Source organism: Pseudothauera hydrothermalis, assembly GCF_003345255.1.
Classification (GTDB): domain Bacteria; phylum Pseudomonadota; class Gammaproteobacteria; order Burkholderiales; family Rhodocyclaceae; genus Pseudothauera; species Pseudothauera hydrothermalis.
In genome coordinates, this window is record NZ_CP029331.1 from 1,118,995 (window position 1) to 1,133,750 (window position 14,756).

Here is a 14,756-nt window from a genome sequence, read left to right on the forward strand (position 1 = left end):
ATCGATGACTAAAAAAATTCTGATCGTAGATGACGAGCAAAACATCGTCATTTCTCTTGAATTCCTGATGAAGCGTGAAGGTTACGACGTTTCCATCGCCAACGACGGCGAGGAAGCGGTGACCCGCATCCGCAGCGAGCAGCCCGACCTGGTGTTGCTCGACGTGATGATGCCCAAGAAGAGCGGTTTCGAGGTCTGTCAGGAAATCAAATCCGACCCGGCGCTGAAAATGGTGCGCATCCTGATGCTCACCGCCAAGGGGCGGGATACCGAGGTGGCCAAAGGGTTGGCGATGGGGGCCGATGCCTACATGACCAAACCTTTTTCCACCAAGGAACTGGTCGAAAAAGTACGCGCCATGCTCGCGGAGCGCTGAGCCATGCCGGCGCGTTTGCGTTTCATTCTGGCCGTGGTCGTGCTCGGCTTGCTGATGACCGGGCCGTTTTTGCTCACTGCCGCGCTGATCTGGGCCGGCACCCAGGGCGCCGAACGTCAGGCGCTGCTACAGGTCATTGCGCCGCATCTGCCACTGGGCACGCTGATCACTGCGTTTGGCTTCGCACTCGGTGTGATGGTGGTGCGCAATCTGTTCCGCCAGTATGTCAAGGGCCTGGAACGTCTGGGCGAGCAACTGCGCTTGATGCTCAGTGCCAACCGCAACTTCCGTGTCCAGCCCTCCGGTCCGCCGGAAGTGTGCGCGGTGGCCAGCGTGGCCAATGAGCTGGCGCAGCAGCGCGACGCGATGATGGACGACGTCGAAGCGCAAATCGCCCGCGCCAAAAGCCGGGTCGAGGAAGAAAAAAACCGCCTGGCGGCGCTGATGTCCGAGCTGACCCAAAGCGTGGTGGTGTGCAATCTGGATGGCCGTATCCTGCTTTATAACCACCGAGCGCGGGCGCAGTTTCAGGCATTGTCGGAGGCGCCCGCAGTCGCTGGCGGCAGTGAGCTGATCGGCCTGGGGCGCTCGATCTATCACGTCTTCGAGCGTAACCTGATTGCCCATGCGCTGGAAACCATCCGCCTGCGCTTACAGCGCCAGGCAGTCCAGCCGGTGGCCAATTTCGTGACCACCACCCGCAGCGGGCAGTTGATCCGGGTGCAAATGTCGCCGGTACTCGGTCATGCCCCGTCCGGGGACGAGCCGGCGCACGCAGATGAGGCCGAGCGGGTGATGACCGGCTTCATTCTGATGCTCGATAACATCACCCGCGAGTTCGAAGCCGAGTCGCGCCGCGACCAGATGGTGCTGACTTTGACCGAGGGTAACCGCGCATCGCTGGCCAACGTGCGGGCGGCGGCCGAAATGCTGGACTATCCCGACCTTCAGGGCGAGCTGCGCGAGCGCTTCCGCAAGGTGATCCGCGACGAAGTCCAGGCCATGAGCGCCCGCCTGGATGAGGCGGCCACTCAGTTTGCCGATGCGCTCAAGTCGCGCTGGCCGCTGGAAGACATGCTGGGCGCCGATCTGATTTCCGCCGCTCAGCGTCGCATCGAAAGCGTGGTAGGACTGCCGACCAAGGTGGAGGACGTGGACGAGACCTTGTGGATCAAGGTCGACAGCTTTTCGCTGCTGCAAGCGCTGACCTATCTTGCCAGCCGCTTGTCCGACGAGTTCCAGGTGCGCGAGGTCCGTTTTCGGCTAAGCGGTGCAGGCCAGTTGGTGCACCTTGACCTGATCTGGTCCGGTCAGGCGATGAGCACCGAAACAGTCATGAGCTGGGAACTGGAACCGATGCGTTTGGCCGGTGAAAACAGCCCGCTGGCGGTACGCGACGTCATCGATCGCCATGGCGGCGAAATGTGGTTGGAACGTGAAAAAGTGCGCCACCGCGCTTTCTTTCGCATCTTGCTGCCGGCTGCGATGCCGCAACAGGCGCCTGCGGCGGGCCAGGTGCTGCGTTTTGAGAGCCGTCCCGAATACTACGATTTCGATCTATTCTCCTGGTCGGAACGGGCCCATGCGCTGGACGACTGTTTGCTCACCGAGCTGGCCTATACGGTGTTCGATACCGAAACCACCGGTCTCAACCCCTCCGAAGGCGACGAGATCGTGCAAATTGGTGCCATCCGGGTACTCAACGGCAAGCTGTTGCGGCAGGAATCCTTCGAACAACTGATCGATCCGCGTCGCCACATGCCGCGCCAGGCGGTGGAAATCACCGGCATTACCCCGGAGATGTTGCGTGGCCAACCGACGATCGATCAAGTGCTGCCGGCTTTTCATGCCTTTGCGGCCGATACCGTGCTGGTGGCACACAATGCGGCGTTCGATATGCGCTTTTTGCAACTGAAAGAAGGCGTCACCGGCCTGCGTTTCGACCAGCCGGTGCTCGACACCTTGCTTTTGTCCGCAGTGGTGCATCCCAACCAGGAATCGCACAGTCTGGACGCCATTGCCCAGCGCTTCGGACTGACCAATGACGGCCGCCACACCGCGCTGGCCGATGCGGTGGTCACCGCAGAGGTGTTGATCAAGCTCATTCCCTTGCTCGCCGAACGTGGCATCCGCACCTTGCGCCAGGCTCGCGAAGCGGCTGAAAAGACCTATTACGCGAGGCTGAAATACTGATGAGCGGCGCAGCTTGGGCTCATGCCGGCAGCCAGTGCGCGGGCGCACCGGTTTGCGCCGATGGGTGCAGCACAGCACGATGAAGGGCAGCGGTCAGTTTGCGCATCAACTGCGGCGTTATTACGCCTGGTATACCGGCAGCTTCCTGCTGTTCATCGGTTTCCTGGCGGTGGGCGAATACCTGGGCATGTCCCAGGCGGCCATCGGCCATGTTTTTCTGTTTGCCACCATCCTGATTTACGCCGGCATCGGCGTGATGAGCCGCACCTCCGACGTGTCCGAGTACTACGTGGCTGGCCGCCGCGTGCCGGCGCTGTTCAACGGCATGGCCACGGCCGCCGACTGGATGAGTGCGGCTTCCTTCATCGGTCTGGCAGGAACCTTGTACTTTGCCGGCTTCGAGGGACTGGCTTTTGTGACCGGATGGACCGGCGGTTTCGTGCTGGTGGCCTTGCTGCTCGCACCTTATTTGCGCAAATTCGGCCAGTACACCATCCCGGATTTCCTCGGTGAGCGCTACCAGGGCAATCTGGCCCGTCTGGTCGGGTTGGCGGCGGCGGCGCTGGCGAGCTTTGTCTATTTGGTCGCGCAGATCTATGGCGTCGGCCTGGTGGTCAGCCGTTTTGTCAGCGTCGAATTCGAAATCGGCCTGTTCATCGGCCTGGCCGGCATCCTGGTGTGCTCCTTCCTCGGCGGTATGCGTGCGGTGACCTGGACCCAGGTGGCGCAGTACGTGATTTTGATCATTGCCTACCTGGTGCCGGTGGTGATTCTTTCCTACAAGGTCACCGGCATTCCGGTGCCACAGGTGGTCTATGGCACGGTGTTGAGTAAGCTCGGTGAGCGCGAGGACGAATTGCTGGTCGAGCCGAGCGAGGTCGAGGTGCGCCGCCAGTATGGTCACCGCGCAGCCGACTACGCACGTAAGATTGCCGAGCTGCCTTTGTCGCTGGATGCCGAGCGCGCCGCATTGATCGAGCGCCTCAACCAGCAGCGCCTGGAAAACGCCCCGGCGCGCGACATCGCCCATACCGAGCGCATGCTGCGCGACTTGCCGCGCACCGCGGAGGAGGCCCGCGAGCGCTGGGCGAGCGACCGCGCCGAGGCATTGGCGCGCGCCCGACCGCCGCCGCGCCACTCGCAGGCGCATCCGGGCGACACCCCGGAAGCTTCCAACATCGCCCGCAACAACTTCATCGCCCTGGTCTTCGTGCTGATGGTCGGCACCGCCGCGCTGCCGCACATCCTGATGCGCTACTACACCACGCCCGGCGTGGTGGAGGCGCGCCGCTCGGTGTTCTGGGCGCTGTTCTTCATCTTCCTGCTCTACGTCACCGCCCCGGCCTACGCGGTGTTCGCCAAGTGGGAGGTGTATAGCAATCTGGTCGGCTCCAGTCTCAACGAGCTGCCCAACTGGGTGGCCTCCTGGGGCAAGGTCGGTTTGGTGGCCATCGAAGATCTCAATGGCGACGGCATTCTGCAGCTCGCCGAGCTCACCCTCAACACCGATGTGATCGTGCTCGCCACCCCGGAAATCGCCGGGCTGCCTTACGTGGTGGCCGGCTTGGTGGCCGCGGGGGGGCTGGCCGCCGCGTTATCGACCGCCGACGGGTTGCTACTGACCATCTCCAATGCGCTCTCGCACGACTTTTATTACAAAGTCGTCAATCCCCGGGCGTCCACGCATCGTCGCCTGGTGATCTCCAAATCGCAACTGTTGGTGGTGGCGGTGGTTGCCGCCTGGGTGGCCTCGTTGCGCCCGGATAACATCCTGTTCATGGTCGGGCTGGCGTTCTCGATCGCTGCCGCGGCCTTTTTTCCTGCCCTGGTGCTTGGTATTTTCTGGAAACGGGCCAACCGCCCCGGTGCGGTGGCGGGGATGCTGGCCGGTCTGGCGCTCACGCTCTACTATGTGGCCGCCACCCATAGTTTCTTTGGCGGCTCCATGGACAACGCCTGGTTTGGCATCAATCCGATTGCCGCCGGTGTCTTTGGGGTGCCGCTGGGTTTTCTGACCATCGTGCTGGTCAGTCTGCTCACGCCGGAGCCGCCGCAGGAGATTCAGGATTTGGTGGATTTCGTGCGTTATCCCCAATTGCCCGGCGCCGAGGGACGCTAGGGCGCGATGGACGACGCCTCATCGCTTCCCTGGGTGCTCGCTGGCCCGATGTTGCGGCGATGCACCCCGTATCGCTGGACCTGCTGGTTGGCGCTCAGCCGGCTGGCGCGGGTACGCGTGCGCCTGGCTCCCGAAGGCGGTACGGCGCAGGAATGGGTGTTGGCACCTGGGCAGACCAGCTGCCGCCTGTTGAGCGCGGGAGCGCATTTGCACTACCTGCTGCTCGATCTGTGCTTCGATACGCCCTTGCCCGAGGATCGCTGGATCGGCTACTCGCTGGACTTTCAGTCGCTATCGGCCGCCAGTGAAGATTGGCTGCCCTGTGCCGACGCGCTTCCGGCGTTGTGCTACCCCGGCAGACAAACGCCTGGTTTCGTTTTGCCATCGCGCGTGCGCAGTCTGCTGCATGGCTCCTGCCGCAAGCCGCAGCACCCCGGCGGCGATGGATTGGTGGAGGCGGACCGCCTGCTTGCGAAGCTGGTTGCACAGCGCGCCTGGCGGCCGGAGCAGGTTTGTCCGTCTGCGCCATCGCAGTCCTTGCCGGCGTGGCCGTCGATGCTCGTCATGAGCGGCGACCAGATCTATGCCGACGATGTCGCCGGACCGATGCTGCACGCCATTCATCAAGCAATTGCGCGCTGTGGCTTGCCAGATGAGGCGCTGGCGGGTGTCTCGGCGCATGGGGTGAAGAGCGCGCAGGCGTTGTACCGTCATCCGGCCTGCTTTTACCGTCGCGAAACCTTGCTGCCACGTCGGCCGCGTCACGTGGCGCTGCTCGAAGTGTTGTTTGGTGGCGTCGAAAAGCCGGTTTTTACCAGCGACAGCGCGCACAACCACCTGATCACACTCGGCGAGGTGCTGGGCATGTATCTATTGGTGTGGTCGCCGGCTTTGTGGCCGCAGTTGCGCCTCGACCCCCCGCCCGGATTGGATCGGCAAACCCTGGCCCGTTACCAGAATGAGCGCGCAGCGGTCGAAGCGTTTGTCGCCGGCCTGCCCGCGGTCCGGCGGCTGTTCGCGCATTTGCCTACCGCGATGATCTTTGACGATCATGATGTCACCGATGATTGGAACCTGAGCCGGGAGTGGGAGGAGATCGCTTACGGACACCCGTTTTCCCGGCGGGTCATTGGCAACGCGGTGGTCGCCTATCTGATCAACCAAGCCTGGGGTAACGATCCGGAGTCCTTCGACGCGCAACTGCTCGTCGAGGTCCAACGCAGTCTCACCGCCCCAGGAACGGCGGAGCACGATGCGCTGATCGGCCGCCTGCTACGCTTCGATCGCTGGCATTACACTTGGCCAACCCAACCGCCCCTGGTGGTGGTCGACAGCCGCACCCATCGCTGGCGCTCGGAATCCGCGGCCCGCAAGCCTTCTGGGCTGATGGACTGGGAGGCGCTGACCGACCTTCAGCACACGCTGAAGGGGCTGCCGGCGGTGTTGCTGGTGTCGCCTACGCCAATTTTCGGTGTGAAACTCATCGAATCCATCCAACGGGTATTTTCCTGGTTCGGGCAGTCGCTCATGGTCGATGCCGAAAATTGGATGGCGCATCCGGGCGCCGGCCATGCGATCCTCAATATCTTTCGTCATCCAAAAACACCCAGTCATTTCGTCGTGCTGTCGGGAGATGTGCATTACTCCTTCGTCTATGACGTGGAGCTGCGCGGCCGGGCGCGCGGCCCGGACATTTGGCAGATCACCAGCAGCGGTCTGCGCAACACTTTCCCGCCCCGTCTGCTCGATGCGCTCGACCGTGCCAACCGCTGGCTGTACGCGCCGCGTTCGCCGCTCAACTGGCTGACGCGGCGTCGCCACATGCGGGTGATTCCCCGCAAGCCGGAGGGCACCCCGCATGGCCGCCGGCTGCTCAACGGCAGCGGCATCGGCTTGGTGGAACTCGACGCGCAGGGCGTTCCCTGGCGCATCCGTCAGTTGCTCTGCAACGGTAAGGCGGTGCGCTTTTCCCGCCGCGAAGACGAGTCGCGCTGGGACTGATTGGACTATCGCTGGCCGGGGCGGCCGCCGAGGCCCGCCCCGGCTGGCCTTACACGAGGTCGAAGCGGTCGGCGTTCATCACCTTGGTCCAGGCAGCGACGAAGTCCCTGACGAACTTCTCCTTGTTGTCATCCTGCGCATAGACCTCGGCGTAAGCGCGCAGGATGGAGTTTGAGCCGAACACCAGATCGACCCGGGTGGCGGTCCATTTGACCGTGCCGTGCGCTCGTTCCCGCACTTCATACAGGTTCCGGCCGACCGGCACCCAGGTGTAGGCCATGTCGGTGAGGTTGACGAAGAAGTCGGTGGTCAGCGCGCCGACGCGGTCGGTGAATACGCCGTGCGGACTGCCGCCGTGGTTGGCGCCGATGACCCGCATGCCACCGATCAGCACGGTCATTTCGGGTGCGGTCAGACCCATAAGCTGGGTGCGGTCGAGCAGCAACTCTTCCGGCTGGACCGCATAGTCGGCCTTCAACCAGTTGCGGTAGCCGTCGTGCAGCGGTTCGAGCACGGCGAAGGATTCAATGTCGGTTTGCTCCTGGAGGGCGTCGCCGCGGCCGGGCGCGAAGGGCACTTCGATGTCGAAGCCGGCGGCCTTGGCGGCCTGCTCCACGCCCAGATTGCCGCCCAGCACGATGATGTCTGCTACGCTGGCGCCGGTCTCAGTGGCGATTTTTTCATAGACCGCGAGCACCCGGGCCAGGCGGGCCGGCTCGTTGCCTTCCCAGTCCTTTTGCGGTGCCAGGCGGATGCGCGCGCCATTGGCGCCACCGCGGTAGTCGGAGCGGCGGAAGGTGCGGGCGCTGTCCCAGGCAGTGGCCACCATATCGGCTACCGGCAGGCCGGCTGCGGCGATTCGGGCTTTGACCGCGGCCACGTCGTAGTCCTTGCGCCCCGGGGGAATCGGATCCTGCCAGATCAAATCTTCGGCTGGCACATCGGGGCCGATGTAGCGCGTTTTCGGACCCATGTCGCGGTGGGTGAGTTTGAACCAGGCACGGGCGAAGACTTCTTCGAAATAGGCTTGGTCATTGCGGAAACGTTCGGCGATCTTGCGATAATCGGGGTCGACCTTCAATGCCATGTCGGCATCGGTCATGATGGGTTTGCGGCGGATGGATGGGTCTTCCACATCCACCGGCATGTCTTCTTCCTTGATATTGACCGGTTCCCACTGCCAAGCCCCGGCCGGGGATTTTTGCAGCGCCCAGTCGTGCTTGAACAGCATGTCGAAATAGCCGTTGTCCCACCGGGTTGGATGAGTGGTCCAGGCGCCTTCGATGCCGCTGGTCACCGTGTCGCGGCCGATGCCCCGGCTGGTGTGGTTTTGCCAGCCAAGCCCTTGTTCTTCGATGGGCGCGCCCTCGGGGGCAGGGCCCAGATGGGCGGCGTTACCGTTGCCGTGGGCCTTGCCTACGGTATGCCCACCGGCGGTCAGTGCCACGGTTTCTTCATCGTTCATGGCCATGCGGGAAAAAGTGACACGCATGTCCTGGGCGGTTTTCAGTGGGTCGGGTTTGCCGTCGACGCCTTCCGGGTTTACGTAGATCAGCCCCATCATCACCGCGGCCAAGGGGTTTTCCAGATTGCGCTCGCCGGAATAGCGGGAGCCTTCGGCGCCGCTGGGGGCGAGCCATTCCTTTTCCGAGCCCCAGTAAGTGTCCTTTTCCGGATGCCAGATGTCTTCGCGGCCAAAGGCAAAGCCAAAAGTTTTCAAGCCCATCGACTCGTAGGCGATATTGCCGGCGAGAATCATCAAATCGGCCCAGCTTACCTTGTTGCCGTATTTCTTTTTGATCGGCCACAGCAGCCGGCGCGCTTTGTCCAGATTGGCGTTGTCCGGCCAGGAGTTGAGCGGGGCAAAACGCTGGTTGCCGGTGTTGGCGCCGCCGCGCCCGTCGGCTACGCGGTAGCTGCCCGCAGCGTGCCAGGCCATGCGGATCATCAGGCCGCCATAATGGCCCCAGTCGGCCGGCCACCATGGCTGGCTGTCGGTCATCAGCGCATGCAGATCCTTTTTGAGTGCCTCTACGTCAAGCGTTTTGAGCGCTTCGCGGTAACTGAAGTCGCGGTCCAGCGGGTTGGTTTTGCTGTCGTGTTGGTGGAGGATGTCCAGGTTCAGCGCCTTGGGCCACCAGGCCATCACGGACTGGTCTGAAGAGGTATTGCTGCCGTGCATTACGGGGCATTTGCTGCTGCGGGTCATGACTTGCTCCTTGTTGATTGATCGGGATCAGGCCATGACCGCGTCTGCGGGCTGTCCTGTCCTTCACGGGTTCAACTGCGTCAGCGCATGGCAATCCCCGCTTAGCTCGGTGAGTTAGCCGAAGAATTTGCGCTGACGCCGTGATGACAGGATGGGCGAACGCGAGGTTAATTTCAATGCGGACTATCTATAGGTATTGGCTATTATGAAATAGGTCAAGCCGGCTGTTACGCTGATGGTCATGATTTAGCGGGGTCTGCGGCGGGCTGAAGAACCAGGATCACGGTGCCGATGCGGGCGTTCAGTCCATGAATCGGTATTGCCATGCGCTCGCTGCCATCCTCGCCGGAGACAGTCTGGAAACTATCCGCTTGGAGCAGAGCGCTGGAAAAGCCGGCTGGCAGCGGTTTATCGACATAGGCACGGTCGCTTGCCACCAGCACCTTGCCGGTCGGGTCGACCAGCAGCGCCAAAGCCAGTCCGTGAGTGCGCACCAAGGCGCTGAAGTATTGATCGATTTGATCCAGGTTGCCGCGGATCATCTCGGCCCGTACCGCCCAGGCCAGCGCGGTGCCAAACCACTGGCGGGTACGGTTGTCGGCGTGTTTCATCGCCTGCGCGGCGGCCGCTTGCAGGTCGTTTTGCTGTTCGATCAGTGCATGACGCTCGGCTTCCAGCCTGCGCTCGGCTTGGGCGACGGCAAAAGATTGCCAGGCAAAGACAACCAGTAGCAGGACAAGCAAGACCAGACTGACCCACAGAGGTAGTTTGATTTCATGCAGCTTGTTCAGGCGGTGTTTGGGAATAGGCGAAAGTGTGGATTCGGTTTCCATGGGCGGGCTCCTGATGGTTTGGCCGGTATCATGTACGCCCGGCCGAGTATAGCGCCAGCCGCCGAACGGATCGTGTTTACGGCATGACAGGCCAATGCCGGTGCTCAGCCGATCACGATACAGTTGCGACCTTTGCGTTTGGCGCTGAGCAGTGCGTTATCGGCACGGCTGACCGTGCCCGAGGCACTTTCACCGGCCAACTGTTGAGCAAGCCCGATGCTTGCGGTCAGACGGATCGGGCCGTCCGGGCGCTCGATGCCGATTTCGCCGATTGCCTGGCGTACCCGTTCGGCGGTGTTCAGCGCCTTTTCCAGGCCGGTTTCGGGAAACAGCAAGAGGAATTCTTCGCCGCCCCAGCGCCCGACGATGTCGTATTCGCGCACCGCACCGCGCAGCGCATCGGCAATGGCGCGCAGCGCCTCGTCCCCGGTCTCGTGGCCCCAGGTGTCATTGACCAGCTTGAAATGGTCGACATCGAGTACCGCGGCGCACAGCGGTAGGTTTTTGCGTCGTGCGCGTACGGTTTCTTCCTTGAGGCGATCCATCAGGTAACGGCGGTTGCCCAAATCGGTCAGCGGATCCCTGAGCGAGGCTTCGCGCAGCGCTTCGGTCAGTTCGCGCAGGTTGCTTTGGTACAAATCGGAGATGCGCGTGAGCTTCTCCAGCCGCCGCACCTGGCGTTCGAAGCGGTCGGCCAGACTGTTCGACTGGCTGCGGCTCAGTCCGTGATAACCGTCGGAAATGCGTACCAGACGCTCGATACGGTCGTTTTGTTGGCGGTGTAGGGCGAGCAGTTGTTCCAGCGGTGCGCGCAGCGGGTTGTTTTGCTGCGCGGGATCGGCCAGCAGTGCCTCGATTTGGGCGAGCAGGGCTTGTTCGCTGCGCTCGACCGGCCACCGGGAAACCATGGTTTTACGCCTGGGCGATGATGTTGAAGGGAAAACTGCAGTCTTCGCGGAACTCCTCGGCCAGCATTTCCACCCGTTCGTTACGTGGATCGTACAGCCAGTCCACCGAAACTGCGCGGCCCCTGCCGTGCGCTTCTTCGAGCAGATCGAAGATATCCATCATGGCTTTGACCGAGCTGGTGTTCATGTACACCAGACGCAGTTCCAGGCGCAGCGGACGGTTGCCCTCGGCCAGGAAGGACTGGATCCATTCGATGGTGGCGGTGAAAAAGTCGAAGGAGTTTTCGGGATAGGAGTCGCCGGCAATGCTGAGCAAGCCGGCGTCCCAGTCTGCGGTAATGGCCGGGGTGGATTGTGTGGCAGGGAGGATGAAAGTCTGGCTCATGGCGGGATTTTACCTACAAGGTCGTTCAAATGACCGCCTGGATGCTGAAAAAGGCTTTGCCATTTGGCAAAGGCGTCAGCCGGCCGACCAGGGGTTGTGAGGATTTTCTGGCAATGTCGATCAACCCCAGGCCAGCGCCGGAGCTGGCCCCTTCATCCCGCGGACGGCGCAGTTGTTCCTTATAGGCGGCTTTGAGCGCAGGCTTGTCGAGTGCGGCCAGTTCGGCCACGCGTGCGGCGAGCGCCTTGCCGTCGGCCTCTTCGACCATATTGCCGGCTTGAACCAAGTAAGCGCCGGCCGTGTCGCGGGCGACGATGATGGTGGCCGAGCTATCGGCTTCGCCATAGCCCTTTTTGATTGCGTAATGACGGATGTTCTGGGTCATTTCAATATAGATGCTGAACACATCCATCGCTGCCGAAGGTTGGGCGTTGTCGGCCTGTAAGTAGTTCTTCAAGGCGTTGCCGATCTCTTCGATCAGGCTGCGCGAGATCGGTCCGTTGAAGCACAGCAAAATGCGGTTGCGGGTGAAGAGCTCGCGCAGACCGAAGAAGTCGGTGTCGTTCATGGCAGAAGGTCCGTAGGGTCAGTCGATGCGGAAAGAAAGGATGGTGACATCGTCGCGTTGCGCGTGGTTGCCGCGGTAGGCGTCCAGCGCACGGTCGAGGGCGTCGGCCTGTTCGGCCATCGGCAGGCTGGCGTGCTGGCGCAGCAGTTCGGCAAAGCGGCTGTTGCCAAAGCCGAAGCCGTGTTCACCGCCGGCCTGGTCGAGAAAACCGTCGGTGACTAAGTAATAGGTGGCTTCGGGCCGCAGATCGAGTTCGGCCTCGGTGTATTGGCCCACGCGCCGGTCGCACAGGGCGCGCCGGGCGCCGGGTTGCTCACCCACCTCTTTGCCGTCGCTCCAGAACAGCGAAATTTTGGCGCCGGCAAAGCGCAGGCGGCGGGCCGCACGGTCGACGCTGACCAGGCCGACGTCCATGTTGGTGGCCATTGCGCGCGGCAGCGTCGACTGGTCGAGCATGCCGCGCAGGGTGGTGTCGGCGTGGGTGAGCAAAGTGGCCGGCGCGTCGATGCCGTGGCGGTTCATCGCATCGTCCAGCGCAGCGCGCGCTAGCATGGTCATCAGTGCGCCCGGCACGCCGTGGCCGGCACAATCGACCACGCCGACCAGGTATCGATCACCCTCGGCGCGAAACAGGTAAAAATCGCCGCCCACCACATCGCGCGGGCGCCACAACACAAAGTGGTGTTCGCCCAGCAGGCTGGCCAGTTGGGCGTCAGGCAGCAGGGCGCGCTGAATCAGGCTGGCGTATTGGATGGAGTCGCCGATTTTTTTCTGCGCCTCGGCCATCGCCGCATTGCTTTCGCTCAGTGCCTGAGTGCGCGAGCGCACTTTTTCTTCCAATTCCTCGGTGTGAGACTTGATTTGTCGGGCCATGCGGTCGAAAGCGCGGTTCAGGTCGCCGAGCTCGTCTCGCCCCGGCGGCGGCAGTTTGACATCGTAGCGCCCTTCGGCCAGCGCGGTGGCGGACTGGTGCAGGCCGCGCAGCGGGCGCAGCAGCAGACGGTCGACCGCAAAAGCGAACGCGCCCAATAAAAGCAGCAGCACCAGCCCCAGCGCCGCTAGTGCGGCTTTGAGCCAGCCGCTTTCGATGATCTGCGCAGTGTTGAGGTCTATTGCGGTGACCACATGCCAGCGTAAGGGGGCAAGATAGGTTAGGGCCAGCAGCTGCTTGCGGCCATCGAGGGTGGCGTCGAGCAGTTGTACCGAGCCAGTTTCGGCCACGGCTTGGGCCATGGCCGCGGCCAGTGCGTCGCGCTCGGCCGGGCTGCCGAGCAGCGCCCCCAGGGTGAATGCCTGGTCTGCCGTTTGCGTAGCGCCGGAGCCAAAGGCGATACGCTGACTGTCCGGGTGGGCTTGCAGCGCACCGGATGTGTCAACGATCATCGGCGTCACACCGGCATCCGAAGTGTGAATGAAAGACTGTATGAAGGTGGATAAATCCACGCCGGTGCTGGCAATCCCCAGGCGCTTGTCCGCGTCTTCGATGACCACATTCACCCACACCATGATTTTTTTGAGCCAGCGGTCGGGGTTGGGGTTGAGGTTTTCGGTAGCCGGTGCCTTCATCGAGGCAAAGAACCACGCATCTTCCGGTTTGGCAGGGTCGAGCTGGTAGCGTGGCGCTTCGCTGTATGGGGTGGATTCGTCGTTGTAGTAATAGCTTCGGCTGTTCAAGGAAGCCAGCGTGAAACTGCGACCGAGAAAATCTTTGCGAAAGCCTTCGGCTTCCTGAAAGGCGCGCGACTTGAGCGCGTCGTTACCTTCATTGCGCAGCCATTCGCGAACCGCGATCGAACCGGCCAGCCGCCGGGTCAGGGCCAGTTCGCGTGCCACCGGCCCCAGGATGCGTTCGGCGTGTAGTTCGGTGAAGTTGCGCGCATAAGCCGCGCCGAAGTGTTCGCGGATACCTTCGACCATCTGCCAGCCGATCAGTCCGGCCGGCAGCAGCGCCACCAAACAGGCGATCAACAGTGCCAGGGTGGATTTGGCACGGATGCCGTGTCCCCAGTCTGCCATGTCGGTCACGCTCCTTCGCCAAAGTCGGTCTGCGGTGGAGGATAGCGGTATTTCGATACCGCGGCCAATGGCAAAAATGGCCGGATGCGCTCGGCCGATCGGGCCGCTCCCGTGGAGGGCGGCGGAAGGTTGGGATGTGGATCGGGCGAGTCGGGCCATGCGAGTGGGTAGCAAACGGATTTTTCGCCCCTTGTGGCCGCTATAATCGCCGGCCTGCCAATTGTCTGGACAGCCAAGGTGCCCGAACGTCTTACCGTTTTGTTGCAGTATTTCCTTCCCAAGCAGGTCCTGACCGTGTTCGCGGGGCGGCTTGCCGGCTGGCGGGGCGGGGCGCTGACCACCCGGGCGATTGCGTGGTTTGTGCGCCGCTACCAGGTGGATATGACTGAGGCGGCTGTTCCCGATATTGCCGCTTACCGCAGCTTCAACGAGTTTTTTACCCGTCCGCTGCGCGAAGGCGCCCGCCCGCTGGCGGTGGCCGATTTCGTCTGTCCGGTCGATGGAGCGATCAGCCAGTTCGGCGCGATCGAGCGCGATCAAATATTCCAGGCCAAAGGGCACCACTACACCACGACCGCGCTGCTGGGCGGTGACGCGGAGTTGGCCGCACGTTTCAAAGACGGCAGCTTCGCCACCCTGTATCTGAGCCCACGCGACTATCACCGCATCCACATGCCATGTGCCGGGCGCCTGAGGCGCATGATCCACGTGCCAGGCGCGCTGTTTTCGGTCAATCCGGCCACCGCGCGCGCAGTGCCGGGGTTGTTTGCGCGCAATGAGCGGGTGGTGTGCGTATTCGAGTCCGACTTCGGCCCCTTTGTGCTGGTGCTGGTCGGTGCCACCATCGTGGGCAGCATGGCCACGGTATGGCACGGGGTGGTCAACCCGCCGCGTTCTGGCTGCCTGCGCGAGTGGCGATACGACGATTCCCCGGTCGATCTCGGCAAGGGCGCCGAAATGGGCCGCTTTTTGCTCGGCTCCACCGTGGTGGTGCTGTTCCCGCCGGGCACGATTGAATTCGATGCCCGCTGGCGTCCGGTCGCGCCGGTGCGCATGGGTGAGGCGATGGGCAGCCTGTCGGCGCGGCGCGCTTGATCCGTTTCCGGGCGTCGCCAGTCGGGTGGGGGCCGAAGGGCTATCGCGTTTCC

At 62.8% G+C, this 14,756-nt stretch carries 11 protein-coding genes; 5 read left to right on the forward strand and 6 right to left on the reverse strand.

All coding sequences use genetic code 11. The features are described from left to right. The first annotated feature begins 4 nt into the window (after positions 1-4). The 4 genes from DIE29_RS05460 to DIE29_RS05475 all read left to right on the forward strand — a co-directional run bounded on the left by DIE29_RS05460 (position 5) and on the right by DIE29_RS05475 (position 6,689). Complete coding sequence (locus tag DIE29_RS05460) at positions 5-376, forward strand: response regulator transcription factor (RefSeq protein WP_102042044.1); 372 nt, start codon at positions 5-7, stop codon at positions 374-376. A 3-nt stretch (positions 377-379) separates the two neighbouring features. After that, the gene (locus DIE29_RS05465) at positions 380-2,569 is read left to right on the forward strand and encodes a 3'-5' exonuclease (RefSeq protein ID WP_102042043.1); all 2,190 of its coding nucleotides are present in this window, start codon (positions 380-382) and stop codon (positions 2,567-2,569) included. A gap of 79 nt (positions 2,570-2,648) precedes the next feature. Then, positions 2,649-4,688, forward strand: a complete 2,040-nt coding sequence (locus DIE29_RS05470) for a VC_2705 family sodium/solute symporter (protein ID WP_102042042.1) — start codon at positions 2,649-2,651, stop codon at positions 4,686-4,688. Positions 4,689-4,694: 6 nt separating this feature from the next. Then, on the forward strand, positions 4,695-6,689 hold the full coding sequence (locus tag DIE29_RS05475) for an alkaline phosphatase D family protein (protein ID WP_114649425.1): 1,995 nt from the start codon (positions 4,695-4,697) through the stop codon (positions 6,687-6,689). A gap of 49 nt (positions 6,690-6,738) precedes the next feature. Here the strand turns inward: DIE29_RS05475 and katG are convergent, their stop codons facing one another. The 6 genes from katG to siaA all read right to left on the reverse strand — a co-directional run bounded on the left by katG (position 6,739) and on the right by siaA (position 13,608). Continuing rightward, complete coding sequence (gene katG, locus DIE29_RS05480; protein ID WP_114649426.1) at positions 6,739-8,898, reverse strand: catalase/peroxidase HPI; 2,160 nt, start codon at positions 8,896-8,898, stop codon at positions 6,739-6,741. A 239-nt stretch (positions 8,899-9,137) separates the two neighbouring features. Next, positions 9,138-9,731, reverse strand: a complete 594-nt coding sequence (locus DIE29_RS05485) for a hypothetical protein (protein WP_114649427.1) — start codon at positions 9,729-9,731, stop codon at positions 9,138-9,140. Positions 9,732-9,835: 104 nt separating this feature from the next. After that, on the reverse strand, positions 9,836-10,639 hold the full coding sequence (siaD, locus tag DIE29_RS05490) for a biofilm regulation diguanylate cyclase SiaD (protein WP_102042039.1): 804 nt from the start codon (positions 10,637-10,639) through the stop codon (positions 9,836-9,838). Between the two features lie 4 nt (positions 10,640-10,643). Then, a complete protein-coding gene (gene siaC, locus DIE29_RS05495; protein ID WP_102042038.1) occupies positions 10,644-11,024 on the reverse strand; it encodes a biofilm regulation phosphoprotein SiaC in 381 nt (126 codons plus the stop codon). A 25-nt stretch (positions 11,025-11,049) separates the two neighbouring features. Next, positions 11,050-11,592, reverse strand: a complete 543-nt coding sequence (siaB, locus tag DIE29_RS05500) for a biofilm regulation protein kinase SiaB (protein WP_102042037.1) — start codon at positions 11,590-11,592, stop codon at positions 11,050-11,052. A gap of 18 nt (positions 11,593-11,610) precedes the next feature. After that, positions 11,611-13,608, reverse strand: coding sequence for a biofilm regulation protein phosphatase SiaA (gene siaA, locus DIE29_RS05505; RefSeq protein WP_108080299.1), 1,998 nt, complete (start codon positions 13,606-13,608; stop codon positions 11,611-11,613). Positions 13,609-13,845: 237 nt separating this feature from the next. Between siaA and asd the strand changes: the two genes are divergently transcribed. Then, positions 13,846-14,703, forward strand: coding sequence for an archaetidylserine decarboxylase (gene asd, locus DIE29_RS05510; RefSeq protein WP_114649428.1), 858 nt, complete (start codon positions 13,846-13,848; stop codon positions 14,701-14,703). Positions 14,704-14,756 lie beyond the last annotated feature (53 nt).

What these genes read in the sequence shown, in the direction of transcription:
- DIE29_RS05460 (WP_102042044.1), top strand. Translation starts at nt 5, where the DNA reads ATGACTAAAAAAATTCTGATCGTAGATGACGAGCAAAACATCGTCATT.
- DIE29_RS05465 (WP_102042043.1), top strand. Translation starts at nt 380, where the DNA reads ATGCCGGCGCGTTTGCGTTTCATTCTGGCCGTGGTCGTGCTCGGCTTG.
- DIE29_RS05470 (WP_102042042.1), top strand. Translation starts at nt 2,649, where the DNA reads ATGAAGGGCAGCGGTCAGTTTGCGCATCAACTGCGGCGTTATTACGCC.
- DIE29_RS05475 (WP_114649425.1), top strand. Translation starts at nt 4,695, where the DNA reads ATGGACGACGCCTCATCGCTTCCCTGGGTGCTCGCTGGCCCGATGTTG.
- katG (WP_114649426.1), bottom strand. Translation starts at nt 8,898, where the DNA reads ATGACCCGCAGCAGCAAATGCCCCGTAATGCACGGCAGCAATACCTCT.
- DIE29_RS05485 (WP_114649427.1), bottom strand. Translation starts at nt 9,731, where the DNA reads ATGGAAACCGAATCCACACTTTCGCCTATTCCCAAACACCGCCTGAAC.
- siaD (WP_102042039.1), bottom strand. Translation starts at nt 10,639, where the DNA reads ATGGTTTCCCGGTGGCCGGTCGAGCGCAGCGAACAAGCCCTGCTCGCC.
- siaC (WP_102042038.1), bottom strand. Translation starts at nt 11,024, where the DNA reads ATGAGCCAGACTTTCATCCTCCCTGCCACACAATCCACCCCGGCCATT.
- siaB (WP_102042037.1), bottom strand. Translation starts at nt 11,592, where the DNA reads ATGAACGACACCGACTTCTTCGGTCTGCGCGAGCTCTTCACCCGCAAC.
- siaA (WP_108080299.1), bottom strand. Translation starts at nt 13,608, where the DNA reads ATGGCAGACTGGGGACACGGCATCCGTGCCAAATCCACCCTGGCACTG.